We start from the raw sequence: 25,843 nt of genomic DNA on the forward strand, positions 1-25,843 counted from the left end.
CTACGCTGATTTCATCAGCTTTTACAGCCCTACTCAACTGTGCGGAGGTGGGACAACGAAATCGAATTCTAACGAATTACCGATTTCTGTCCCACTCTCTTTTTACTTTATCTAGGAAACGGTCCAGTTCCTTTTGGTTCTTGAGAGAGATGAATTTTTCGGGATAGGTGGAGTGGATGTTTTGATACCTTTCTCTGGCAGTTTTTGTTCGTCCATCCCAGAGAATCCAACGGATGAATTCCCAGTCAAAGCGTTCCGGGCAGCCTTCTGCCATACTCTCACGGACTCGTCCTTTATAACGGCGGTATCGTTTCCACCCTCTATAGAGGCAGTTCCAACGAGAGAAGTTGAGAAAGATGATCTGGTCGGCTTGCTCCATTCTCTCCTCATAGCAGCACCAAGAGTAATTGCCATCAATAACCCAGTCTCTATGATCGCTGAGAAACTGTTTCATTTCTTGCTCCATCCAATCTCGGTCACTGTCTATCCAACCCGGTTGAAATTGAAGAGTATCCATGTGGAGCTTTGGAATGGAGTAGTAGCGGGCTAGGTTTTCAGCCAAAGTTGACTTGCCGGATCCTGAATAGCCGATAATCATAATTTTCATGTCTTCTCCTCATTTGGAAGCAACAAAAAAAGCTCCGGAGAGCTCATTTTGTATGCAATGCTTGATTAGCCAAGTTTTGCTGCAAGACGTGCTTTATCACGGCTAGCTTTGTTTTTGTGGATCAAACCTTTAGTTTCTGCTTTATCGATAGCTGAGCTAGCAGCGCGGTAAAGTTCTTCAGATGGGTTTGCTTCAAAAGCTTTGATTGCAGTACGCATAGCTGATTTTTGAGCTGAGTTTTTTTCGTTTTGTTTAACGTTCAATTCAGCGCGTTTGATAGCTGATTTAATGTTTGCCAATTTTTTCACCTCCAATGATAATCTAACTCTCTTATTATATCTGAAAACTTTTCTTTTGACAAGCCCAAACTAATTTTTCTTCGAATCGCTATTTTTTAAAGATCATTTTGTCTTAAAACTCTTATCTCTTGAGATAGATTTCGTCGATCTCATGGTTGGCAGATTTGTGCAGGATCAGTTCGGCTCGGTTCCGGGTAGGCTCGATATAGTCTTTTAGATTTAAGAGATTGATCGACTCCCATACCTGATGAGCGAAGGCGAGGACTTCTTCTTCAGGTTGCTTGGTAAAGCGGTGGTAGTAGTTGCTTGGGTCATCTTTCGCACGGTCTAACAACTTTTTAAAGCGATCAATATACCAGGACTCAATATTGGCAACCTCAGCATCCACATAGATGGAAAAGTCAAAGAAGTCTGTCATATAGAGCCGATCGTTTTGGGGATTCTGAAAGACATTGATCCCTTCCACGATAATGAAGTCCGCAGCTTGGATGGTTTGCTTCTGGTCAGGGACGATATCATAAATCTCGTGAGAATAGACGGGGATTTGATAGCTTTGACCATTTTTGAGTTGATTGAGGAAATCCAAAAGGAGCTCCATATCATAACTTTCAGGGAAGCCCTTGCGATTGAGAATGTTTTGTTCAATCAAGGTGGCGTTGGGATACAAGAAACCATCGGTGGTCACCAATTCAACAGTAGAATCTGAAAAGGTCCGAGAAAGAAGGATTTGAAGGAGACGACTCGTCGTTGATTTGCCGACAGCCACGCTCCCTGAAATTCCAATCATAAAAGGCTGTTTTTTACTTTCCTGTTGGAGAAAAATGCCTTTTGAGAATGCTAAATCCTCTTTCGCTTTTTTGTAGATTTGAATCAGATGTGTCAAGGGTAAGTAGATATCTGTTACATCTTGCAAGCTAATGAGGTCGTTAAAACTCTTGATTGAATTCAATTCCTCTTCAGATAGAGGAGGGGTTGATTTCCGGTGGAGATTTTGCCAAGTTTGTCGATTGATCTTTTCGAAGTGTAGAAATTCTTTTTCCATTGCAAGCCTTTCCTCCATAGTGACCTTTAGTATATCAGTTTTGAGATCTTCTGTAAACGATTTAAAAATAGGTTAAATTATGCTATAATGCTAATATGAGTAAAATGTACTATGACGAACATCCAGATGCCCAACATGATATCCATGAGTTACAGGTGGTTCTTTTAGGGGAGCGGATGAAATTTCTGACGGATGCCGGTGTTTTTAGTAAGAAAATGATCGACTTTGGTAGCCAGGTCCTTTTATCTTGTTTGTCCTTCCAGCAAGGAGAGACGGTTTTGGATGTTGGTTGCGGGTATGGTCCACTTGGTCTCTCTTTGGTTAAGGCCCAAGGGATCCATGCTACTATGGTAGACGTCAATACACGGGCTTTAGATCTAGCTAAGAAAAATGCGGCTTTAAATAAGGTCGAAGCTACTATCTTTCAATCAAATGTTTATGATCAGGTTGAGGGAAGTTTTGATCATATTATCAGTAACCCTCCCATTCGGGCTGGAAAAAAGGTAGTCCATGAAGTGCTTTCTGGAAGTTTTGACCATTTGAATCCTGGTGGAGACTTAACCATTGTCATCCAGAAAAAACAGGGAGCTCCAAGTGCGAAGGCCAAAATGGAGGAAGTCTTTGGGAATTGTGAAATCCTCAAAAAAGACAAAGGTTATTATATTTTAAGGAGTGAAAAAGTCACATGAGAGCTGTAGATATCATTCAGAAAAAACGTGATGGCATTGAGTTGAGTAAAGATGAGATTCATTGGTTGATCGAAGGCTATGTGGCTGGAACAGTACCTGATTATCAAATGGCTGCCTTTGCCATGGCGGTTTATTTCAAGGGGATGACGACCCGAGAAATTTCAGATTTGACCATGAAGATGGTGGAGACAGGGGAGCAATTCGACCTTTCCGCTATTAAAGGCATCAAGGTGGACAAACACTCAACAGGTGGTGTAGGGGACAAAGTAACAATTGTACTGGCACCTCTAGTGGCTAGTTTTGGCGTCCCAGTTGCCAAGATGAGCGGTCGTGGTCTTGGACATACAGGGGGGACCATCGATAAGCTAGAATCCATTAAAGGATTCCAAATTGAGCGGACCCAGGAAGAGTTCATTAAACAAGTACAAGAGATTGGCCTTTCTGTCATTGGACAGTCGGACCAATTGGTCATGGCGGATAAGCTTCTCTATGCACTTCGGGATGTAACAGCGACGGTTGATACAATTCCATTGATTGCCAGCTCGGTCATGAGTAAGAAGATTGCAGCTGGAGCGGATACCATCCTTCTCGATGTCACCGTTGGAGAAGGAGCCTTTATGAAGACCATTGAAGAGGCGCGTGAACTGGCTCGTACCATGGTGGATCTTGGTAATGCTGTTGGTCGTAAGACCATTGCTGTCTTGACAGATATGAGCCAGCCTTTAGGAACCAGCATCGGGAACCGTCTCGAAATTCTTGAAGCCCTAGATATTCTTCAAGGCAAAGGCAGAGAAGATGTGACTCACTTCATTTGTGAATTGGCTCAAATTATGCTTGAACTCGGCGGGGTGACGGCCAGCTTGGAAGAAATCAAGCAGCATCTGACAGCCGGCAAAGCACTGAAGAAGTTTGAAGAAATGGTCCTTGCTCAAGGTGGAGATTTAGACAATCTCTATCGTCCAGTTCAGGTAAAAGAACAAGTGCCTGTCTATGCAGAAGAGGATGGCTATATTGCAGCCTTGCCTGCGATGGAACACGGACTCTTCGCTATGCGTCTTGGGGCTGGCAGAGCAGTCAAATCAGATGATTTAGATTATGAAACAGGGATTGTTTTTGCTAAGAAAGTTGGGGATCCTGTTCAAAAAGGCGACCTTGTTGCAACTATTTATACAAATTTAGAAATTAGTCAAAAAACCATTGCAGAATTCCAAAAAAATGTTAAAATACTAGACAAGGTTGTAAGCGTTTCAGAAATTATTGAAATTGTTTCGTAATTCATTTGGGGGAGATTTATTAATGAAATTAAACAAATATATTGACCACACATTATTAAAACCTGATGCACAACAAGAACAAATCGAGGCTTTGATCGAAGAAGCGAAAGAATATGATTTTGCAAGTGTTTGTGTCCAACCGACCTGGGTCAACTTCGCTGTAGAAGGACTTCGGGATTCAGATGTAAAAGTGTGTACAGTGATTGGTTTCCCTCTTGGCGCAAATACACCAGCTGTTAAAGCATTTGAAACTCAAAATGCCATCCAAAATGGAGCCGATGAGATCGATATGGTCATCAATATCGGTGCCTTGAAATCAAAAAATCTGACATTAGTAGAAGAGGACATTCAGGCTGTTGTAGATGCAAGTGGTGATCGCTTGGTAAAAGTGATAATCGAAACCTGCTTGTTAACTGAAACTGAAAAAGTAGTGGCTTGCCAGATTGCCAAATTGGCAGGAGCAGACTTTGTCAAAACTTCAACTGGTTTCTCTACTGGAGGAGCAACTGTTGAGGATGTTGCCCTTATGCGCCAGGTTGTTGGACCGGATATGGGAGTGAAAGCATCTGGAGGTACTCGTAGCTTTGAGGATGCACAAGCCATGATCCAAGCGGGTGCTAACCGAATCGGCACTTCCTCTGGAGTAGCCATCATGAAGGGAGAAGTAGCCCATGGCGACTACTGAGTTGATTGACCTAGCTGTAAAAACAAGTGAGAATGCTTATGTACCTTATTCTCATTTTCCAATTGGAGCTGTTCTTGTGACAGATGAGGGGAAGATTTATACAGGCGTCAATATTGAAAATGCGAGCTTCGGCTTGACCAATTGTGGCGAGCGGACAGCCATCTTTAAGGCTGTTTCAGAAGGAGAGCGTTCATTTAAGGAATTAATTATTTATGGTCAGACGGAAAAACCAGTTTCACCCTGTGGTGCTTGTCGCCAGGTGATGGCTGAATTTTTCGAGCCAGACCTACCGGTTACTCTGGTAGCCAAAGATAAATCGACGGTCGTGATGACGGTCAAGGAATTGCTTCCATATTCCTTTACAGATCTTACCTAGTAACATCTGTAAAGGCGGTCTATTGACCCTTTCATTAATCCGCAACTTAGTTGCATATCTTATTTAGGAGGTTCAGAAATGAACAAGAAACAATGGTTAGGCCTAGGTCTAGTAACTGTCGCTGCAATCGGACTTGCTGCATGTGGAAATCGTGCGTCTCGCAAAGATTCTTCAGATGCAAAAACTGATTTAAAAGCTGCTATCGTTACTGACACAGGTGGTGTTGATGATAAATCATTCAACCAATCTGCATGGGAAGGTCTACAAGCTTGGGGTAAAGAAAACGGTCTTTCTAAAGATAACGGATTCACTTATTTCCAATCTACAAGTGAAGCAGATTTTGCGAATAACTTTAGCCAAGCTGCTACAAACGGCTACAAATTAGTTTACGGTGTTGGTTACAAACTTGCTCCAGCTGTTACAGCTGCTGCAGATGAAAATGCTGATATCAACTATGTTATCATTGACTCTGTTGTAGGAGATAAAAAGAACGTAGCATCTGCTGTTTTTGCAGATAATGAAGCTGCTTATCTTGCAGGGGTTGCTGCTGCCAAAACAACTAAGACTAACAAAGTTGGTTTCATCGGTGGAGCACGTGGTGAAGTTATCACTCGTTTCGAAAAAGGATTTGAAGCAGGCGTGAAGTCTGTAAACAAAGACATTTCAGTAGACGTACAATATGCTGAAGACTTCAACAACCCTGAAAAAGGTAGAACCATTGCAGCGACACAATACGCTGCAGGAGCTGACGTTATTTACCAAGCTGCTGGTGGTACAGGAGCTGGTGTCTTCAAGGAAGCAAAAGACTTGAACGAGAAGAAAAACGAAGACGAAAAAGTTTGGGTTATTGGTGTAGACCGTGACCAAGTTGATGAAGGTAAATACACTTCAAAAGATGGTAAAGAATCTAACTTCGTATTGGCTTCTACTTTGAAACAAGTTGGTAAAACTGTTCAAGAAATCGCAACTCAAACTGCTGATGGCAAATTCCCAGGTGGAAAAGTGATCACATTTGGTTTGAAAGATGGTGGTGTTGATTTGACAACTTCTAATCTTTCTGAAGATGCTAAAAAAGCAGTAGAAGATGCTAAAAAACAAATTATCGATGGTAGTGTAAAAGCACCTGAGAAATAAAACCTTCCAGAAGCGATCCATCCTTCTTGGGTCGCTTTTTTATGAGGTGTTGAGACATTTTGTCTCAATAGAACTTACTAACTCGTTTAGCAGGTCCTACTGAAATAAAATATAGTTTTCTAGAAAGGAATATTCGAATGGCACACGAAAACGTCATTGAGATGCGTGAAATTACCAAAATCTTTGGTGAATTTGTCGCAAACGACAAAATCAACCTCGAATTGCGTAAAGGTGAAATTCATGCACTTCTTGGTGAAAATGGAGCTGGGAAATCAACCCTGATGAATATGTTGGCTGGTCTTTTGGAACCAACGAGCGGAGAAATTGTGGTCAATGGGAAGTCTGAAAAACTAGATTCTCCTTCAAAGGCTGCTTCTCTAGGGATCGGGATGGTTCACCAGCACTTCATGTTGGTGGAAGCTTTCACTGTTGCAGAAAATATCATTCTTGGTAGCGAAGTTACTAATAAAGGTGTATTAGATTTGAAAAAAGCTAATGCAGATATCCTTGAGTTGTCAGAACGCTACGGCTTGGCTGTGGATCCTACCGCAAAAGTTGAAGATATTTCTGTCGGTGCTCAACAACGTGTAGAAATCCTGAAGACACTCTATCGCGGAGCTGATATTCTGATTTTCGACGAGCCTACTGCAGTGTTAACTCCTGCTGAAATTTTGGAGTTGATGGAAATCATGAAAACCCTTGTTAAAGAAGGGAAATCTATCATCCTTATCACTCACAAACTAGATGAAATTCGTGCCGTTGCAGACCGTGTCACAGTTATTCGTCGTGGTAAATCTATTCAAACTGTTGGTATCGAAGGTGCTACCAATAAAGATTTGGCAGAAATGATGGTTGGGCGCTCAGTTTCTTTCGTAACAGAAAAAGAAGAAGCACAGCCTAAAGAAGTGGTTCTTGCAATTTCTGACTTGGTCGTGAATGAAAACCGTGGTGTTCCTGCGGTCAAAGAGCTATCTCTTGATGTTCGCGCAGGCGAAATTGTCGGGATTGCAGGGATTGATGGGAACGGTCAGAGTGAATTGATTCAGGCGATTACCGGACTCCGTAAAGTCAAATCAGGTAGTATCAAAATTAAGGGACAAGAAGTTGTTGGCCTTTCCCCACGTAAGATTACTGAAATGAATGTCAGCCACGTGCCTGAAGATCGTCATCGTGATGGTCTTGTGCTCGAAATGATGCTTTCTGAAAACATCGCACTTCAAACTTACTACAAAGAACCACTTAGCAAAAATGGTGTTTTGAATTACAATCAAATTAATTCCTATGCCCGCAAGTTGATGGAAGAATTTGACGTTCGTGCAGCAAACGAGATTGTTCCAGCAAGTGCTCTATCAGGAGGAAATCAACAAAAGGCCATTATTGCTCGTGAAGTTGATCGGAATCCAGATTTGTTGATCGTTAGCCAACCGACACGTGGATTGGACGTTGGTGCGATTGAGTACATCCATAAACGTTTGATTGGTGAACGTGATAAAGGGAAAGCCGTCCTCGTTGTCAGCTTCGAATTAGATGAAATTCTAAATCTATCCGACCGGATTGCTGTTATTCATGATGGAAAAATCCAAGGTATTGTGAAGCCATCTGAGACCAACAAACAAGAGCTTGGTATTCTTATGGCTGGTGGAGAAATCAAGGAGGCTTCAAATGAATAAAAATACAAGACAAATTGCTATTCCTTTTATTTCTGTAATCCTAGGAATCGTCCTCGGAGCCATTATCATGTGGATCTTTGGTTATGATGCTCTTTGGGGTTATGAAGAACTCTTCAAGACAGCTTTTGGTTCCATTAAAAATGTGGGTGAAATTTTCCGTACTATGGGGCCGCTGATTTTGATCGCTCTCGGATTTGCGGTAGCCAGTCGAGCTGGATTTTTTAATGTCGGCTTACCAGGACAAGCCTTGGCTGGTTGGATTGCGGCAGTATGGTTTGCTTTGTCCTTCCCAGATATTCCGCGTATCCTAATGATTCCTTTGACGGTCCTTGTAGCTGCAATTGCCGGTGGTCTCATTGGTTTGATTCCAGGACTTCTGCGAGCATTTTTAGGGACGAGTGAAGTCATCGTTACCATTATGATGAACTACATCGTACTGTTTGCTGGAAATGAAATTATCCGGAACTTCCCTAAAAAGTTCATGGTCGATTCTGAATCCAGTATTACAGTTGGGGCAAATGCAAGTTATCGCTTAGGCTTTCTGACGGAATTGACTAAGTCACGGATGAATATCGGTATCTTTATCGCCTTGATTGCTGTTGCAGTTATTTGGTTCATTATTAAGAAAACAACACTTGGTTTTGAGATCCGATCCGTTGGTCTTAACCCGAATGCTTCAGACTATGCAGGGATGTCAGCTAAACGTACCATCATTCTTTCTATGGTAATTTCAGGTGCCCTCTGTGGAATCGGTGGAGCTGTAGAAGGGATTGGTACCTTCCAGAATGTTTATGTTCAAGCTGGTTCCTTGGCTGTTGGATTTAATGGGATGGCAGTGGCTCTGCTTGCTAGCAATTCCCCTATTGGGATTGTCTTTGCTGCTTTCTTGCTTGGAACCTTGCAAACAGGTGCGCCAGGTATGACCACAGCGACTATTCCACCAGAACTTGTTAATATTGTGACAGCTTCGATCATCTTCTTTGTAAGTGCTCACTATATTATCGAAAAATACATCAAGCCTAAAAAACAAATGAAAGGAGTAGAGTAAGGATGAATATTGTTGCTATACTAACGATTCTTGTATCGAATATGCTGGTCTATGCTGCTCCCCTCATTTTCACTAGTATCGGAGGTGCCTACTCCGAACATGCTGGTGTCGTTAATGTCGGTTTGGAAGGGATCATGGTTATGGGAGCTTTCACAGGAGTCGTGTTTAACTTGACTTTTGCTGGCTCTCTTGGAGGCATGACAATCTGGTTATCTCTCCTTGCAGGTGGTTTGGTTGGTCTTATTTTCTCTGCCATCCATGCGGTAGCGACTATTAACTTCCGTGCTGACCACGTGGTGAGTGGTACGGTATTGAACTTGTTGGCTCCTGCCCTAGCTGTCTTTTTGGTAAAAGCCATTTACGGAAAAGGCCAAACCAACAACATTGATTTGTCATTTGGTAAATTTGATTTTCCTTTCTTGTCTGATATCCCTGTCATTGGCGATATCTTCTTCAAGAATACTAGCTTAATGGGATATGTAGCGATTGCATTTTCATTTGTAGCATGGTTTATCATGTTTAAAACGAAATTCGGTCTTCGCCTTCGCTCAGTTGGTGAACACCCACAAGCTGCGGATACCCTCGGTATCAATGTTTACCTCATGCGTTACTATGGTGTGCTCATCTCTGGATTCTTAGGAGGAGTTGGGGGTGCCTTGTATGCACAATCTGCTTCTGTCAATTTCTCTGCCACTACCATTGTGGGACCAGGATTTATCGCCCTAGCGGCAATGATCTTTGGTAAATGGAGCCCAATCGGTGCCATGCTATCCAGTCTATTCTTTGGACTTTCACAAGCCTTGGCAGTTGTATCTACGCAGATTCCTTTCCTTGCCCATATTCCAGGAGTTTACCTCCGTATTGCTCCGTATGTATTGACCATCATCGTCTTAGCAGCCTTCTTTGGTAAGTCGGTTGCACCGAAAGCAGATGGTGTGAACTACATCAAATCGAAATAAAAGCCTCCCTTATGGAGAAAGAAAGCACGAGTCATTCGGACTCGTGCTTTTTTGTGCTTATGGATTGGTTTGCATTTCTGCAAGTAGGTTTTCAGCTGTCGTAGTCGGTAAGATCCGCAGCCGTTTTAGTGAGTAGAGACCATCGTCTAGACTAGCTAGTCCATTATTGGTCGTTAAGCCCATTTTGTAGCCATTGTTTCTTGCTAGTTCCATGGTGACGTCAGAGTAGCGACCGGCTGGGTAGACAATGGTAGTAGTGGTCTGGTTGAGTTTCTTGTCTAGTACTTGTTTGGAATTTGAGAGTTCAGATTCCTGACGAGAGCTATCTGATTGGGCTAAGTCTGGGTGAGATACCGTATGACTCTCAAAGGTCATACCTTGCGCTTTCATTTCTTTGATCTGATCGAAGGTTAAAACACTGGGTCTTTCTTCGTCAGAAAAAGAAGTAATGATATTGTTGGTTGCGGTCATTTGATATTTCTTTAGGAGAGGATAGACAATGGTATAAAAGTCGGCAACTCCATCATCAAAGGTTAACCAAACGACTTTTTTCCCTTCAGGTAGTTCATTTTTAGTAAGCGCCCGATAAGCTTCTTCAGGCGTCAAGGTATAGTAGCCGGCTTCTTTAAGAGCTTTGAGATGACTTTCAAAGGTTTCTGGTGCCACGATGAGATTGGCATTGGCTTCTTCAGAGGGAGCCATCGTGTGAACAGCGTGGTACATGAGAATAGGGATTTTTACAGGTTGATCTTGTTTTACCCATTTAGTAGTAGAGCCTTGCTGCTTCGTAGACTGGCTTTTATTTGTTTCTGCCTGCCTCATAGTCTGACTTGTATTTGTAACTTGCTTGTCAGCAACGGGAGTGCTAGGACCCCGTTTCAATAGGAGAAAGCCTAAAATGAAGATGCAAGATAGGAGAAAAGCATTTAAAATAAGTAGTAAGCGTATTTTCTTTGGGACACGTCTTTTTCGGTGATTCATAGAGACCCCTTTCTAATTCATTATCATTATATCATAGGGGCAGGAAATCTCTTCAAGACAAAGTTACAAATGGAGTAAAATTTTGGGGAACCTCGTCGGTTTTTGAAGGAATGGCTTGCTAGTAGGTTTAGTGAGAAGATTTAAATCTGAGAAAGTGGAGTTCTTTAGAGGAAGAAGGCGATAGAACTAGTCAGAAGGGGTTTGTTTTTGATATAATAGACTATATTAGATTTTTAAGGAGACCAACATGTCTGTTAAAATTGCCTTACTAGGATTTGGTACTGTTGCCAGTGGCGTACCATTTTTATTAAAAGAAAACCATGAGAAGATCAGCCAAGCTGCTCAAGATGAGATTGAGATTGCCAAGGTCTTGGTTCGCGATGATGCGGAAAAGGAAAGCTTGCAAGCTGCTGGTCATGACTATAACTTTGTGACCAATGTTGATGAGATCATTGAAGACAATGACATTGCCATCGTGGTCGAGTTGATGGGCCGTATCGAGCCAGCGAAAACCTTTATCACCAGTGCTCTTGAAGCTGGTAAGCATGTGGTTTCTGCTAACAAAGACCTTCTTGCCGTTCATGGAAGTGAATTGCTAGAGATTGCTAAAAAACACCAAGTAGCCCTCTATTATGAAGCTGCTGTGGCTGGTGGAATCCCAATCCTTCGCACCTTGGTGAATTCTTTGGCCTCAGACAAGGTGACCAAAGTGCTTGGTGTGGTCAATGGAACATCCAACTTCATGATGACAAAAATGGTCGAAGAAGGCTGGACTTATGAAGATGCTTTAGCAGAAGCGCAACGCCTAGGTTACGCTGAAAGTGATCCAACCAATGACGTCGAAGGGATCGATGCTGCCTACAAGATGGTGATCTTGAGCCAATTCGCCTTTGGGATGAACATCCAATTTGATCAAGTGGGTCATAAAGGGATCAGCCAAATCACTCCTCAAGATGTCTCAGTCGCTCAAAGTCTTGGTTATGTCATCAAGCTTGTCGGATCCATTGTTGAAACAGAGTCAGGGATTGCAGCAGAAGTGACCCCAACCTTCCTTCCAAAACAACATCCACTTGCTGGCGTGAACGACGTCATGAATGCAGTCTATGTGGAATCGATCGGGATTGGTGAGTCTATGTACTACGGACCAGGTGCTGGTCAAAAACCGACAGCGACAAGTGTCGTAGCTGACATTGTGCGTATTGTCCGTCGTCTAAAAGAAGGAACGATCGGTAAAGCCTTCAATGAATACAGCCGCCCTCTTCAATTGGCTAAACCAGAAGATGTGAAAAATAACTACTATTTCTCAATCATGGCACCAGATGCGACTGGTCAAATCTTGCGTCTCGCGGAGATCTTTAATGCAGAAGGAGCTTCCTTCAAGCAAATCCTCCAAGAAGACTCAGATGGCAACTATGCAAGCGTCGTGATCATTACTCACCAAGTGAACCAGACACAATTCAAGAACTTGGTTGAAAAACTGGATTCAGAGCCGAATTTCGAACTCTTGAATACCTTTAAAGTATTGGGAGAATAAGATGAGAATTACAGTACCAGCGACCAGTGCCAATGTCGGTCCAGGATTTGATTCTGTAGGGATTGCTGTTTCTAAGTATTTGACCATTGATGTGCTAGAAGCGCAAGAAAACTGGTGGATTGAACATGACTTGGGTGAAGAGATTCCAAGCAATGAAGAGAATCTCTTGCTTCAAACTGCTCTCCAAGTTGCATCTGATTTGCCTCCTCATCATCTCAAGATGACCAGTGAAGTGCCTTTGGCGCGTGGTTTGGGATCATCCAGCTCTGTTATCGTAGCGGGGATTGAGTTGGCCAATCAACTGGGCAAGCTAACCCTAAGTGATGAAGATAAACTAGAAATTGCGACAAAAATCGAAGGGCATCCGGATAACGTAGCGCCAGCCATTTTTGGAAATCTGGTCGTAGCGAGCTATGTGGATCAGCAGACCAATCATTTGGTCCTTCCCTTCCCTGAATGTGCTTTGGTAGCCTTTGTTCCCAATTACGAACTCAAGACCAGCGATAGTCGAAATGTCCTTCCAAGTGAGTGGACTTATAAGGAGGCTGTTGCAGCTAGTGCAATCGCAAACGTGGCTATTGCCGCCCTTGCTAAGGGAGACTTGAGAGTCGCAGGGAAAGCTATCGAAGCGGATCGCTTCCATGAACGCTACCGCCAACAGTTGGTTGTAGAGTTCCCTCAGGTGAAAGAAGTTGCACATCAACACGATGCTTATGCCACTTACCTTTCTGGTGCAGGTCCAACTATTATGACCTTACTCCCTGTTGAACATGCAGAAGCCTTTGCTAAAGACTTGGAATCTAAGGACTTAAATGGTCAGGTCTTCTCTTTAAAAATTGACACAACTGGTGTGAAGATTGAGGGCAGCGAATCCTGATTTGTTGAAAAAATGATTAGATAGGCTAAATTAGTCTATCTAATTTTATTTATCTATGATAAAATAGTTCTATAAATTATTTGTCTATCAAATTATTTTAGGATAATAAACAATTATTCGTAAGATAGATAGAATTGTAAAGGAGATTGTAATTCTAATGAAAGACTTTGAACGTAATCAACTTGCTACGGAACTTGGATTCCAGTATGATCCTGAAACTTCATCTATTTATGGGGAGAACTCTGGCTATTTCTTCTTAATGAGTGAAACAGACACAAAAAATGTCTTCAGCATTGCGCTTTCTGTTTCACGTGATGATGCAGAAGAAGCAGCGGCCCAATTGCATCAAATGGTGAAAGACTCTTCTGTTTTGAAGAGCATTAGCCTCAACCAATATGTCACAACTTTCACTGTAAAAGCTGGAATGACTAAAGCAAAAACAATTGAAAACATTCGTCAAGCCTTAACAGAAATCCTGCAATTTTTGCAAACCAATGGCTTCTACACTGTTTGTGGCTACTCTGGTGAAAAAGGCCCAGTTGGTCTCTATCAGATTGGAGATTCCCTCTTCTTGATGAACGAAGATAGCTTCCAAGAGCTCAGTACTCAACTGAAGATTGAAACGGATTCGTATAATAGTCAGAAAGAAAATGTCCTTCTTGGAACAGTCGGTGCCTTTATTGGTGCCATTATCGGAGGAGCTGTTACTCTTTTCATTGCCCGCCTCGGCTACGTAGCTTTTTATGCTGGTTTTATCCTTGGTATCTGTGTTGTCAAAGGCTATGAAATCTTAGGGAAGAAATTTAGTAAACTTGGAGCAGTTATTTCTAGCATTCTCTTGTTGGTGACGATTGTTCTCGTGCACCAATTTGACTACGCTTTAGAAGCAGTTAAGCAACTTGGAGTCGACTTTAGTGATGGATTTGATTTGATCAATACCCTTGTTCTAAATGGTGAAGCACCTGAAAAATACTTCTTTAACTTCTTTATGTTGGCAGTCTTCACTATTATTGGGGGTGGGGTTGCCATTAGTTCAGCCTTGTCCACTCATAAGACACGTGGCATTGCACGTAAGATTGGCTAATTCAATTAACCCTTGTTTAAAAATATTAAAACAGAATCGGTCCTTTGGCTGCTTCTGTTTTTTTACTTCTGAGTCGAAAAGTGGGCTGGTTTTTGTTATAATGGATAAGATAACGTATAGAAGAGAGTTGTGAGATGGAAATCCTAAAGCAAATCAAAGAGGAGTTGGCTGGTATTGAGATTTTGTTCAATGAGCCACTCAAACAATACACCTATACCAAGGTTGGAGGAGTGGCAGATTATTTAGCCTTTCCACGAAATCAATATGAATTAAAACGAATTGTCACTTTTGCTAATGCTCAGGAAATTCCTTGGATGGTCTTGGGGAATTCTTCCAATATTATCGTCCGTGACAGTGGGATTGAAGGCTTTGTGATCATGTTTGATCATTTCCATGACGTCCGAGTCAATGGCTATGTGATTGAAGCGGAGGCGGGAGCTAAGCTAATTGATGTGACTCATGTAGCCCGCTACCATAGCTTGACAGGCTTTGAATTTGCTTGTGGGATTCCAGGTAGCATCGGTGGAGCAGTCTATATGAATGCTGGTGCCTATGGCGGTGAGATTGCCCATATTCTTCAATCATGTAAGGTCTTGACGCCAGAAGGAGAAATTAAAACCTTAACAGCAGAAGAATTAGCTTTTGGCTATCGCCATTCCAAGATTCAAGAAACTGGTGACGTAGTGATTTCTGCCAAGTTTGCCTTAGCACCTGGTAATTATGATCAGATCGATCAAGAAATGGCTCGCTTGACTCATTTGCGTGAGCTTAAGCAACCACTTGAGTATCCGTCTTGTGGTTCGGTCTTTAAACGACCAGTCGGGCACTTTGCGGGTCAATTGATCAGTGAAGCAGGATTGAAAGGGCATCGAATTGGTGGTGTGGAGGTTTCTGAAAAGCATGCCGGCTTTATGATCAATGTCGATCATGGTACTGCCAAAGATTATGAAGACTTGATTGCCCATGTCATTGCGACAGTTGAAAAATCATCTGGGGTGACCTTGGAGCGCGAAGTCCGTATTATTGGAAAAGATTAACGGTTCGAGATGGAATAGGGGCTACTCTAGGGTAGACCCGTTCTACTTTAGAAGGGGGGGTGAGTGCCTATCGATACCGAAAATAGGTGGGGCAGTCTTATAAGTCCCCGAGAGGTGTTGGTGGCCTGACGAGTCTGCTCGTCAGCCTATGAGACTAATGGTTGGTCTCAGAAGGAAACGCATGAAAAAGAAGGAATTTATGTGAATTGAAAAAACCAATTATTGAGTTTAGAAATGTCTCAAAAGTATTTGAAGACAGTGATACAGTGGTTCTCAAAGACATCAACTTTGAGTTGGAAGAAGGGAAATTCTATACCCTCCTCGGTGCTTCAGGATCTGGTAAATCAACGATTCTGAACATCATTGCTGGTTTGTTAGACGCTTCGACAGGAGATGTCCTCTTGGATGGTATTCGGATCAATGATGTACCGACCAATAAACGGGACGTCCATACCGTCTTCCAATCCTATGCCCTTTTCCCACATATGAATGTGTTTGAGAATGTTGCTTTCCCTCTCCGTTTGAAGAAAGTTGACAAGTCTGAAATCGAGAGACGAGTAACAGAAGTCCTCAAGATGGTGCAATTGGGAGGTTTTGAGAAACGGTCCATCCAGAAACTTTCTGGTGGTCAACGCCAGCGGGTAGCCATTGCACGGGCGATTATCAATGAACCGCGAGTAGTCCTCTTGGATGAGCCCTTGTCTGCCCTTGACTTGAAGTTACGGACTGACATGCAGTATGAGCTCCGTGAATTGCAACAACGCTTGGGTATTACCTTTGTTTTTGTAACCCACGACCAGGAAGAAGCGCTTGCGATGAGTGACTGGATCTTTGTCATGAACGAAGGAGAAATCGTCCAATCAGGAACGCCAGTTGATATCTACGATGAGCCCATTAACCATTTTGTTGCGACCTTTATCGGTGAGTCCAATATCCTTCCAGGGATCATGATTGAAGACTACTTAGTAGAATTCAACGGTAAACGCTTTGAGTCAGTCGATGGAGGGATGAGACCAAACGAACCGGTCGAAGTCGTCATTCGTCCCGAAGACTTGCGAATCACCCTGCCCGAAGAAGGTAAGCTCCAGGTAAAAGTGGATACCCAACTGTTCCGTGGGGTACACTATGAGATCATCGCCTATGATGAATTGGGCAATGAGTGGATGATCCACTCAACCCGTAAGGCTATCGTGGGTGAGGAAATCGGTCTGGACTTTGAGCCAGAAGATATCCACGTCATGCGTCTCAATGAAACGGAAGAAGAGTTTGATGCTCGGATCGAAGAATACGTAGAAGTGGAAGAGCAAGAAGCCGGATTGATCAATGCCATCGAGGAGGAAAGAGATGAAGAAAACAACCTCTAACCTCTTTGTGGTTCCCTACTTTCTCTGGATCCTCCTCTTTGTCTTGGCTCCCGTAGTTTTGATTATTTGGCAATCCTTTGTCAATGTCCAAGGACAAGGTTCCTTAGAGAACTACCAAACCTTTTTTACAGCGCAGAATTGGACCTACCTCAAGATGAGCTTCAACTCCATTCTCTATGCTGGGATCGTTACCTTTGTGACGCTTTTGATTTCTTACCCGACAGCTTATTTTTTGACCCAGCTTAAGCACCGCCAACTCTGGCTCATGCTGATTGTCCTTCCAACCTGGGTCAACCTCTTGCTCAAGGCTTATGCCTTTATCGGGATTTTTGGTCAAGGGGGATCTATTAACCAATTCTTGAGCTTCATCGGAATCGGTCCGCAACAGATCCTTTTTACGGACTTTTCGTTCATCTTTGTTGCTAGTTACATTGAGTTGCCTTTTATGATCCTTCCTATCTTCAATGTCTTGGATGATTTGGATCCAAACCTCATCAATGCTAGCTATGACCTAGGAGCTAACAAGTGGGATACCTTCCGTCGAGTTGTCTTCCCACTGTCGATGAACGGGGTTCGCTCCGGTGTCCAATCAGTCTTTATTCCAAGTTTGAGTCTCTTCATGTTGACGCGTTTGATCGGAGGAAACCGGGTCATTACTCTGGGGACTGCCATCGAGCAACACTTCCTTACGACGCAAAACTGGGGAATGGGATCCACCATTGGGGTCGTCTTGATCCTTGCTATGCTCTTAGTCATGTGGGTAACGAGAGAAAGGAGTGAACGATGAAAAAGATTTCACGTATCTATTTAGGATTGATTTTCTTGCTCCTTTATCTACCAATCTTTTACTTAATTGCCTATGCCTTTAATGCTGGCGGGGATATGAATGCTTTTACAGGCTTTACCTTGGAGCATTTCCAAAGTCTCTTTGAGGATACGCGTCTCATGTTGATCCTCTCACAGACCTTCCTCTTGGCCTTCTTGTCAGCCTTGATTGCGACTATTATTGGGACCTTTGGGGCGATCTACATTTACCAGTCTAAGAAGAAGTTTGAAGGACCATTTTTGTCCGTCAATAATATCCTTATGGTGGCACCTGACGTTATGATTGGGGCTAGCTTCCTGATCCTCTTTACGACCATCAAGTTCCAGCTGGGCTTTGCTTCTGTCTTGATGAGTCACGTGGCCTTTTCTATTCCAATCGTGGTCTTGATGGTCTTGCCGCGCTTGAAGGAAATGAACCGTGATATGGTCAATGCGGCCTATGACCTAGGAGCTACTCAGGTACAGATGTTGAAGGAAATCATGCTTCCTTATTTGACACCTGCCATCATTGCTGGTTACTTTATGGCCTTTACCTATTCCTTGGATGACTTTGCGGTGACCTTCTTTGTCACAGGAAATGGCTTTACGACCTTGTCTGTTGAGATCTACTCACGGGCTCGTCAAGGGATTTCGTTGAATATCAATGCCCTTTCTGCCTTGGTCTTCCTCTTCAGTATCTTACTGGTGGTCGGCTATTACTTCATCACTAGAGAGAAGGAGGAGACAGTATGAAAAAACTCTATTCATTCTTGCTAGGGATTGTCGTGGTCATCCTCGTGTTAGCGGGACTAAGTGCCCGTCTTGAAGCCAAGACCAATCCAAAAGACAGTGACAAGCTGGTCATCTACAACTGGGGAGACTATATCGATCCAGAATTGCTCAAGGAATTTACCAAGGAGACAGGCATTCAAGTCCAATACAATACCTTTGATTCCAATGAAGCCATGTACACCAAGATCAAGCAAGGGGGGACGGCTTACGATATAGCGATTCCAAGTGAATACATGATCGCCAAGATGATGGACGAGAACCTGCTTGAAAAGTTGGATAAGTCTAAATTGAAAGGCTTAGACAATATCGACCCACGTTTCTTGAACTTGGATTTTGATCCAGACAATCAGTATTCAGTTCCTTACTTCTGGGGGACCCTTGGTATCATATACAACACCAAGATGGTCGACAAGGCTCCAGAACACTGGGCTGATCTATGGAGACCAGAGTACAAGAATGACATTATGATGTACGATGGGGCGCGTGAGGTCATGGGGATTGGACTCAATAGCTTAGGCTACAGCCTCAACTCCAAGGATCCTCAGCAATTACAAGAGTCTGTTGATAAGCTCTATACCTTGATGCCCAATATCAAGGCTCTTGTAGCCGACGAAATGAAAGGCTACATGATCCAAAACAATGCGGCTATTGGGGTGACCTTCTCCGGTGAAGCCAGTCAAATGCTAGAGGCTAATGAGGACCTCCGCTATGTCGTCCCATCAGAAGCTAGCAACCTTTGGTTTGATAATATTGTCATTCCAAAGACCGTGAAGAATAAAGAAGCAGCTTATGCCTTTATCAACTTCATGCTTCGCCCAGAAAATGCATATAAGAATGCTCTCTATGTCGGTTATTCTACACCGAATAAAGAAGCTAAGAAGATGCTACCAAAAGAGGTCCAAGAGGACCAGGCCTTCTACCCAAGTGATGACACGCTAAAGAACTTAGAAGTCTATGAACAACTTGGTAAGAAGTGGTTGGGCATCTATAACGACCTCTACCTACAAGTGAAGATGTATCGGAAGTAGGATATAATTCTATAAAAGCTAAAGCAAGTTTCTACCGGTAAAAACCGGATTGAAACTTGCTTTTTTGTGTGAAAAGAAGAATTGAAAACGAAAATACCTTTCTCATGGGTTCTTTCAATTATTTCAACTTTCAGAAAGATTATATTTTGATAATGCCTTTTTATTTGATTTGACTATAAAGTGTAGAGAGACTACAATAAAGTTGTAAACGTTGTCATTTTGTCAGAAGGCCTTCCTTCTTTCAAATTTCTACAATTTTAAAGGAGTTTCATTATGAGGAAAAAGAAGCTTACTTTTATTCTTTCTGCTTTATTACTATCGCCTATAGTAATAGCCAATCAGGTTCAAGCTGAGGAACAGGCTGAAAAGCCGACCGAAGCAGTTTCTGAGCTAGTTCGTTCTCCAGAAGCTATTTCTACTGAGAATTCACAAACAAATGCTCAGTCTGAAACTGGAAGCCTTGAGTCAGTAGTGGAGGCAGATACTGAGATAGAGCGTCCAGTGGAGGGGGACGCTAGCAAGCTAACTGAAACAAATAATACTTTAGAAGAGCTACCGAAACCTTTATCGGTTTCAGATACGCCGGAAAAACTCTCTAGTTTGATTGAAAATCCAAATGTAGCAAATCAAAATTTGACCATAGGGGAAACAGCAGACGAGTTGCTGAAATGGGCGGAGGCCAAACCGGACCAAACAGGTGCAACGCTTGAAGATCGACTTGAGTTTGCAAAGAGCTTGGGGATGATTCCAGATGGAGTAGGCAAGGATGAGCCCGTCCAGAATCTAAACCATATGATTTCAATCGCTAAGAAATTGAAAGAGGCCTATCGTGCAGAGAAAAAAGAACCTCTCATCCTTAATGGAAAGACCCAGCCTATTTTTCCTTTTACTCCAGGTGATGTAGAAACTGGTTATTCCAATGAAAAGAGTGACATTGTCCGCTTTGTTGTCTATGTTGAGTCAGATTATGATACAGATGGTGATGGGAAAAGGGACCTCATTAAAACATTTGTCCAACTTCCGAAAGCAGCTGCCAATGGAGATTATAAGGCTTCGACCATCTATGAGGCAAGTCCTTACGTAGCGGGAACGACTAATAAGGAAACCCTTGGAGAAATTGGTCTAAAAGAGGAGGGCGAGTTTGACAACAAGAAACTCTATCGTTATGTAGATCCTCGTAGGCAAACTGGTTCTACCACAACTTTAGAACATGCTAAAAAGGCGGATTCCAAAGACTGGTACTATAAAAATCCAAACGAAAGTGATGCAACCTTCACACGCTACGATTATGAAAATATTAACTGGTACAACTATTTCTTGGTTCGGGGCTATGCGGTCGTTACAACATCTGGATTGGGAAGCTATCAGTCAGAGGGAATCAATACAACAGGAAGTGACTTGGAAGTAGCTGGTTATAAGAGTGTCATTGAATGGCTAAATGGCAAACGTGTTGCTTATACAGATAAGACATCGAATATTGCTATTAAAGCGGATTGGTCAAATGGAAAAGTCGGTATGACAGGCCTGTCATGGGCAGGAACCACTACTTTTGGAGTGGCTGCGACAGGAGTCGAAGGCTTGAAGACTATCGTCCCTGCGGCTGGTATCGCGAGTTGGTATGATTATTACAACAGCCAAGGAACGACCTTTAACGTGGGTCCTTATAGAGATTTGTCACATTTGTCTGTCTATGTATCCAATCGGATTCTAGATCCGGCTGATTGGAACAGAATTAAAGAGGACTATGCCCGCTACATTACTCAGTTGAATCGCGACCAACATAAACATGGCTATAATTATAGCGATATCTGGAAGAATCGTGATTATACCCTTCATCCAGAAAAATTCAAGGCCAGTGCTCTAGTTATGCATGGGTTGAATGATGATAATGTCAGAACCAAACATTTTGACCTGATGTATGAGACTTTGAAAAAGGCTGGCCAGCCCGTGAAGCTCTATCTCTATCAAGGAGATCATATCTATCCTGTCAATAAACGCTTCGGAATTAAAGAGGGGCAACAAAGTGTCAGTGACCTTCTCAATCTATGGTTTAGTCACTACCTATATGATGCAGAAAATCAGGTAGAGTCTTTACCAGAAGTAACCGTGTCTAATAACTATGATCCATCTAAATGGGAACATTATTCTAGCTGGAAGTCTAGCAATCAATTGACCTTGAAGACACTTTCTAGACGTGAGGAAGAAACCATTGATAATGATTACTATGGTGCAGGGATGGATTGGACCAATCGTGATTCTCATACCACCAAGCAATCCTCTACTGCCAATGCTTTGTTTACAGCAGAAGTGACAGAAGATGTGACCATTAAAGGGCATATTCCTGTCCATTTCCAAGCTGCCTTAGCCAAGCTGACTGATCAAAAGCACAAAGACTATCAAGTTAATGTGCAACTGGTCGATCTCTCTGATGAGGAATTTGATGTTGCATCCAATAAGATCACTTATGATGAAGCAGGCTACAAGTACCAAGAAATGCCTCTAAATACCCTTTCTGAAACAGGCTACTGGATGGGAAGTAATTTGAAAAACATTCCTAACAAGCAATTTGGAACCATTAAAACCAAGTATAAGGTCATCTCTTCTGGTTGGATCAACCTAGCCAATCCAGATGCAGGCTATGCCTCCGCTAGCTCAAGTAGTAGCATCGATCCCAAGCTAGGGGAGTTTCGGAACTACACCGTCTATCTACAACCAAATCTTTACACGGTTAAGAAGGGGCATAAACTGGGCTTAGTCTTTACTACCTTTGATAGTAACTATGTCTGGACGGATGATCCGTACTCCTATCGCTTGAAAACACAGTCCATCGTAGCAGAAATACCAACTGTTCAAAAAAGTAGTCTTCGCTATGCTTGGTATGTTCCAAATGAAAAGGATGAAACTTATCAGGTACTTCCACTGGTTGAAGAACCCCTACCAGAGTATCCACTGGATACCCTTGTGCAGACTGTGGATCAGAAAGAGCAGACACCAAACAAGGATTATATACCATACGAGTCAGGTTCATTAGCAGTTGAGACTAGCAAGAAGAATACGCTGGTACCACTAGCTGTTAACTACCAACAAGAAACATCAGAGACGGTAGATGAAAATCTCCCTCAAGTAAGAAGTACTCGTAAGGAAGGACTTTATTTGCCGCAAACTGGAATGACCACCAACTTTGAAGTCATTTCAAGTGTGTTGGGAATCGTTCTTATAGTCGGAATGGGAATCGTCCAACTAAAAGAAAGAGAAAATTAGTCACATAGATTGAATCACCAGCTTTCCTATTTTTTAGGGGAGCTGATTTTTTAGTAGTTTGCGTGCTTCTAAGCATTGTCCTGAACTAGAAAAATAGCCTTAAATATAGTATAATGAAGTGATATGCTTAGAAGGGAATGTAGAAGTATTGAGAACTTCAGAATTGCTAATTATTATTCCTGCTTATAATGAAAGTGGTAATATAGAAAAAACAATCAAGATGATTGAGGAACATACGCCAGAATTTGACTATGTCATTATCAATGATTGTTCCACAGACAATACTCTGGAAATTTGTAGAAGGAATCAATTTAATGTCATTGATTTACCCATCAATTTAGGAATTGGTGGTGCTGTACAAACAGGATATCAATATGCAGTTAGACACAGCTACCAATACGCTGTCCAAGTAGACGGAGACGGCCAACACAATCCTGAATTTATTAAAAAAATGTTAGAAGTTCTTCAAGAACGACAAGTGAATATGGTGATTGGTTCACGTTTCATCGAGAATCAAGGTTTTCAATCTTCTTTCCTACGTAGAATAGGAATTACATTTTTTGAAAAATTAATCAAGGTTTTGACGGGTCAAAAGGTAACAGATCCAACTTCTGGTTTACGAGTTGCTGACCGAAAAGTGATTGAGGAATTCGCCAAGCAATACCCAAGTGATTATCCAGAACCAGAGACGATTGTATCACTTTTGACTTCAGGTTATTCCGTTGCAGAAGTACCTGTATTAATGAATGAGCGAGAGCATGGAGAGTCATCTATCACATTAAGCAAATCTGTTTACTATATGATTAAAGTAACTATGGCAATGTTATTGGCTAGAATTGGTGGAGGATATAAGAAATAAAATGCTAAATATTTGGTTGACCATTATTGTAATTATTTTTATGGTTTATATTCTGAGACTAGTTGCAAAGAAACTCGTTGAAATGAGAAATGTTATTTCTTGGCTCATTCTTTGCTTACTTTCGTTGCCAGTCATTTGGTTTCCTAATTTGATTGGAGCAATATCTGAATTTCTTGGGATTCAGACATTAAGTAACTTTGTTTTTTTATTGAGTACATTTTTATTAATATTTTTAATATTTTCATTAACTCGTACTGTATCAAAGCAATCAGTACAGATTAAGAAATTGTCACAAACAATCGCCTTATTAAGAAGTGAGAATGAAAATGAACAATAAAGCAAATAGGAGTGTCTATTTTTGGAATTTTGCTGGCAATATAGCAGCGGCTGCAGTTTCTATATTGTATTTGATTATTGTCTCTCGATATACTTCCGCAAGTGATGCTGATAATTTTAGTTTGGCTTATGCAATTGGGAATCTCTGGATTGTCATTGGTATGTTTCAAGTAAGAAATTATCAGGCGACTGATTTGAAAGAAACATACTCCTATTTGGAGTATTGGCTAACTAGGGTAATAACAGTTTGTTTGATGTTAGTCACATTATTTCCATATTTACTTTTTAATGGAAATAATGTTGGAAAAGGAAATTTATTTTTAATTATAATCCTAACGGTGCTTTATCGTTCTTGTGATGCTTTTTCTGACTTATTCCAAGGATTGTTTCAGCAACATGAACGTTTAGATATAGCAGGGAAATTAATGGTGCTACGTTATGGTTTGAGCACAATCATTCTCCTAATTAGTTTGTTACTTTTAAATTCTTTAATTTTTTCTTTAATTTGTTTATGCTTATTTAATGTTTTATTTGTTTTTTTAGGTGATTATTTCCAATCCAAACAAATTAGAACGATACCCTTTAATCAGATTTCATATACTACATTTAAGCGTTCAATTAGTATCATGAAAACTTGCCTTCCCTTGTTTGTCAATGGTTTTTTATTAGTGTATGTATTGAATTATCCAAAACAAGTGATTGATAAATTGCTAGTCGAGGGTGTATTACGTGAAGGTGCTCAAAGAGACTTCAGTATTCTATTCATGCCTGTTTTCTTTATGAGTTTATTTGTATTAGCATTAAGACCGTTAATTACTGATTTGGCAAAACAATGGTCAGAAAAAAGATTTCATACGTTTAATGCTATGATTCGAAAGATTTTATTATTGCTTATGATTTTGGGACTGGTAGTATCAATACTGGCCTATTTGTTAGGGATCCCTATTTTGAATATTATAAGTGGTATTGATTTATCAAATTATAGTTTATTACTTACTATTTTAGTGCTTTCTGGCTTTTTATATTCTATAGCTTCTGTCATAGGTGATTTTTTAATTATATTGAGGAAGCAAGTCTATCTACTCTATGTTTATATCGCAATGGCGTTGTTGACAAATCTTCTTACGCCTCTAGCAATGAGGGAGTTTGGTTTGTTTGGAGCAGGGCTTAGTTTTGTTATGGTTATGCTATTTTACACAGTTGCGAGTTGGATTGTCTTTGTAGTTATGAGAAGGAAGGAGATTCAAAAATATGAATCAGTGGAATGATCATACATTTGTAATCTGTGCTTATGGGGATAGTCCTTTTTTAGAGGATTGTATAAACTCGTTATTAAGCCAAACCGTAAAAAGTAGTATCATTTTGTATACTTCTACTCCAAGTGTATTTATCGAAAGTATTTGCCAAAAATATGCTATTCCATTTAATACAAGTGTTGGTGGTGGGATTGGGAAAGATTGGAATAATGCTTTATCTTTTGTTACTACCCAATATGCTACAATAGCCCATCAAGATGATTATTATGAGCCAACTTATTTAATGGAAATTAAAGAGAGGATAAAGAAGCATCAAGATGCTATCATTCTTTATTCTGATTATTTTGAAGAAAAAAATGGAGAGGTCATTAAACCGACTTCAAATCTAAAAATCAAATCATTAATGTTAAAAACAATCTCTTTATTCCCTAAAACTAAGTGGTGGAGAAATCGTATTCTTGCTTTTGGAAATCCGATTTGTTGCCCTGCTGTAACTTATAATTTAGAATTGGTTAAGGGCTTTAGATTTGATGAGGAATGGAGAGTTAGTCTAGATTGGCTTGCTTGGTATCATTTGGCTAAATTTGATGGCAGATTTGTATATGTTCCAAAGAAATTAATGTGCCATCGTATTCATGAAGATTCTGAAACGAGTAATACCATTAGTGATAATACTCGAACGAAGGAAGATTACATGATGTTTAATCTTTTTTGGCCAAAAGGATTAGCGAAATTGATAAATCGTTTTTATAAAAAGAGTCAGGATACAAATGGTTAAACATTACTTGTTTGAGGTTTGCTAACAATATAAAAGTTCTATTTTCTTGCTTATCTGTAAAAACCATGA

Annotated in this window: 25 protein-coding genes; 21 read left to right on the forward strand and 4 right to left on the reverse strand. The window is 41.3% G+C overall.

The annotated features are described in order from the left end of the window. Window positions 1–76: 76 nt before the first annotated feature. The 3 genes from ADH27_RS06670 to coaA all read right to left on the reverse strand — a co-directional run bounded on the left by ADH27_RS06670 (window position 77) and on the right by coaA (window position 1,948). Window positions 77–607, reverse strand: a complete 531-nt coding sequence (locus ADH27_RS06670) for a DNA topology modulation protein (RefSeq protein ID WP_048716828.1) — start codon at window positions 605–607, stop codon at window positions 77–79. A 65-nt stretch (window positions 608–672) separates the two neighbouring features. Further along, window positions 673–921 carry a 30S ribosomal protein S20 gene (gene rpsT, locus ADH27_RS06675; RefSeq protein ID WP_023023719.1) on the reverse strand — a complete coding sequence of 83 codons (249 nt, stop codon included), beginning with the start codon at window positions 919–921 and terminating at the stop codon, window positions 673–675. A gap of 106 nt (window positions 922–1,027) precedes the next feature. Beyond that, on the reverse strand, window positions 1,028–1,948 hold the full coding sequence (coaA, locus tag ADH27_RS06680; protein ID WP_048716833.1) for a type I pantothenate kinase: 921 nt from the start codon (window positions 1,946–1,948) through the stop codon (window positions 1,028–1,030). Window positions 1,949–2,043: 95 nt separating this feature from the next. On the opposite strand from coaA, the gene ADH27_RS06685 reads away from it, so the two are divergent. The 8 genes from ADH27_RS06685 to ADH27_RS06720 all read left to right on the forward strand — a co-directional run bounded on the left by ADH27_RS06685 (window position 2,044) and on the right by ADH27_RS06720 (window position 9,783). After that, window positions 2,044–2,637 (forward strand): class I SAM-dependent methyltransferase, encoded by a 594-nt coding sequence (locus ADH27_RS06685; RefSeq protein WP_082160986.1) that lies wholly within the window; start codon window positions 2,044–2,046, stop codon window positions 2,635–2,637. Continuing rightward, the gene (locus ADH27_RS06690; RefSeq protein ID WP_048716836.1) at window positions 2,634–3,911 is read left to right on the forward strand and encodes a pyrimidine-nucleoside phosphorylase; all 1,278 of its coding nucleotides are present in this window, start codon (window positions 2,634–2,636) and stop codon (window positions 3,909–3,911) included. The genes ADH27_RS06685 and ADH27_RS06690 overlap by 4 nt, the downstream gene beginning before the upstream one ends. A 22-nt stretch (window positions 3,912–3,933) precedes the next feature. Beyond that, window positions 3,934–4,596, forward strand: coding sequence for a deoxyribose-phosphate aldolase (gene deoC / locus ADH27_RS06695; RefSeq protein ID WP_048716839.1), 663 nt, complete (start codon window positions 3,934–3,936; stop codon window positions 4,594–4,596). Beyond that, a complete protein-coding gene (locus ADH27_RS06700; protein ID WP_048687941.1) occupies window positions 4,583–4,972 on the forward strand; it encodes a cytidine deaminase in 390 nt (129 codons plus the stop codon). Before deoC ends, ADH27_RS06700 begins: the two co-directional genes overlap by 14 nt. 78 nt (window positions 4,973–5,050) lie before the next feature. Further along, window positions 5,051–6,106 (forward strand): BMP family lipoprotein, encoded by a 1,056-nt coding sequence (locus ADH27_RS06705; RefSeq protein WP_048687944.1) that lies wholly within the window; start codon window positions 5,051–5,053, stop codon window positions 6,104–6,106. Window positions 6,107–6,243: 137 nt separating this feature from the next. Beyond that, window positions 6,244–7,776 carry an ABC transporter ATP-binding protein gene (locus ADH27_RS06710; RefSeq protein ID WP_006596012.1) on the forward strand — a complete coding sequence of 511 codons (1,533 nt, stop codon included), beginning with the start codon at window positions 6,244–6,246 and terminating at the stop codon, window positions 7,774–7,776. Then, window positions 7,769–8,824, forward strand: a complete 1,056-nt coding sequence (locus ADH27_RS06715) for an ABC transporter permease (protein WP_048716841.1) — start codon at window positions 7,769–7,771, stop codon at window positions 8,822–8,824. The genes ADH27_RS06710 and ADH27_RS06715 overlap by 8 nt, the downstream gene beginning before the upstream one ends. Before the next feature lie 2 nt (window positions 8,825–8,826). Next, entirely contained in the window at window positions 8,827–9,783 is a 957-nt protein-coding gene (locus ADH27_RS06720; protein WP_048687951.1) for an ABC transporter permease, read from the forward strand. Between the two features lie 57 nt (window positions 9,784–9,840). On the opposite strand, the gene ADH27_RS06725 is transcribed toward ADH27_RS06720, so the two are convergent. Then, window positions 9,841–10,764, reverse strand: a complete 924-nt coding sequence (locus tag ADH27_RS06725; protein ID WP_048716846.1) for a polysaccharide deacetylase family protein — start codon at window positions 10,762–10,764, stop codon at window positions 9,841–9,843. Between the two features lie 247 nt (window positions 10,765–11,011). Here ADH27_RS06725 and ADH27_RS06730 point away from each other — a divergent pair, with 247 nt between their 5' ends. The 13 genes from ADH27_RS06730 (at window position 11,012) to ADH27_RS06790 (ending at window position 25,774) form a co-directional block, all read left to right on the forward strand. Further along, the gene (locus ADH27_RS06730; protein WP_048716849.1) at window positions 11,012–12,298 is read left to right on the forward strand and encodes a homoserine dehydrogenase; all 1,287 of its coding nucleotides are present in this window, start codon (window positions 11,012–11,014) and stop codon (window positions 12,296–12,298) included. 1 nt (window position 12,299) lies between these two features. Then, window positions 12,300–13,175: a homoserine kinase gene (thrB, locus tag ADH27_RS06735; protein WP_048716852.1), complete on the forward strand. Its 876-nt coding sequence runs from the start codon at window positions 12,300–12,302 to the stop codon at window positions 13,173–13,175. A 157-nt stretch (window positions 13,176–13,332) separates the two neighbouring features. Further along, window positions 13,333–14,259, forward strand: a complete 927-nt coding sequence (locus tag ADH27_RS06740; protein ID WP_048716854.1) for a hypothetical protein — start codon at window positions 13,333–13,335, stop codon at window positions 14,257–14,259. Window positions 14,260–14,393: 134 nt separating this feature from the next. Then, entirely contained in the window at window positions 14,394–15,296 is a 903-nt protein-coding gene (gene murB / locus ADH27_RS06745; protein WP_048716856.1) for a UDP-N-acetylmuramate dehydrogenase, read from the forward strand. A 206-nt stretch (window positions 15,297–15,502) separates the two neighbouring features. Continuing rightward, window positions 15,503–16,660 carry an ABC transporter ATP-binding protein gene (locus tag ADH27_RS06750; protein ID WP_048716858.1) on the forward strand — a complete coding sequence of 386 codons (1,158 nt, stop codon included), beginning with the start codon at window positions 15,503–15,505 and terminating at the stop codon, window positions 16,658–16,660. Continuing rightward, window positions 16,641–17,447, forward strand: coding sequence for an ABC transporter permease (locus tag ADH27_RS06755; RefSeq protein WP_048687974.1), 807 nt, complete (start codon window positions 16,641–16,643; stop codon window positions 17,445–17,447). The genes ADH27_RS06750 and ADH27_RS06755 overlap by 20 nt, the downstream gene beginning before the upstream one ends. Next, window positions 17,444–18,217, forward strand: coding sequence for an ABC transporter permease (locus tag ADH27_RS06760; RefSeq protein ID WP_048716861.1), 774 nt, complete (start codon window positions 17,444–17,446; stop codon window positions 18,215–18,217). Before ADH27_RS06755 ends, ADH27_RS06760 begins: the two co-directional genes overlap by 4 nt. After that, entirely contained in the window at window positions 18,214–19,284 is a 1,071-nt protein-coding gene (locus ADH27_RS06765) for an ABC transporter substrate-binding protein (protein WP_048716864.1), read from the forward strand. Before ADH27_RS06760 ends, ADH27_RS06765 begins: the two co-directional genes overlap by 4 nt. 273 nt (window positions 19,285–19,557) lie before the next feature. Beyond that, a complete protein-coding gene (locus ADH27_RS06770; RefSeq protein ID WP_048716866.1) occupies window positions 19,558–22,545 on the forward strand; it encodes a CocE/NonD family hydrolase in 2,988 nt (995 codons plus the stop codon). A gap of 148 nt (window positions 22,546–22,693) precedes the next feature. Then, window positions 22,694–23,404, forward strand: a complete 711-nt coding sequence (locus ADH27_RS06775; RefSeq protein ID WP_048716869.1) for a glycosyltransferase family 2 protein — start codon at window positions 22,694–22,696, stop codon at window positions 23,402–23,404. A gap of 1 nt (window position 23,405) precedes the next feature. After that, window positions 23,406–23,741 carry a DUF2304 domain-containing protein gene (locus tag ADH27_RS06780; RefSeq protein ID WP_040803007.1) on the forward strand — a complete coding sequence of 112 codons (336 nt, stop codon included), beginning with the start codon at window positions 23,406–23,408 and terminating at the stop codon, window positions 23,739–23,741. Then, window positions 23,725–25,008, forward strand: a complete 1,284-nt coding sequence (locus tag ADH27_RS06785) for a lipopolysaccharide biosynthesis protein (RefSeq protein WP_048716871.1) — start codon at window positions 23,725–23,727, stop codon at window positions 25,006–25,008. Before ADH27_RS06780 ends, ADH27_RS06785 begins: the two co-directional genes overlap by 17 nt. Continuing rightward, window positions 24,992–25,774 (forward strand): glycosyltransferase family 2 protein, encoded by a 783-nt coding sequence (locus ADH27_RS06790; protein ID WP_048716874.1) that lies wholly within the window; start codon window positions 24,992–24,994, stop codon window positions 25,772–25,774. Before ADH27_RS06785 ends, ADH27_RS06790 begins: the two co-directional genes overlap by 17 nt. Window positions 25,775–25,843 lie beyond the last annotated feature (69 nt).

This window comes from Streptococcus sp. 343_SSPC (genome assembly GCF_001072385.1).
Taxonomy (GTDB): Bacteria; Bacillota; Bacilli; order Lactobacillales; family Streptococcaceae; genus Streptococcus.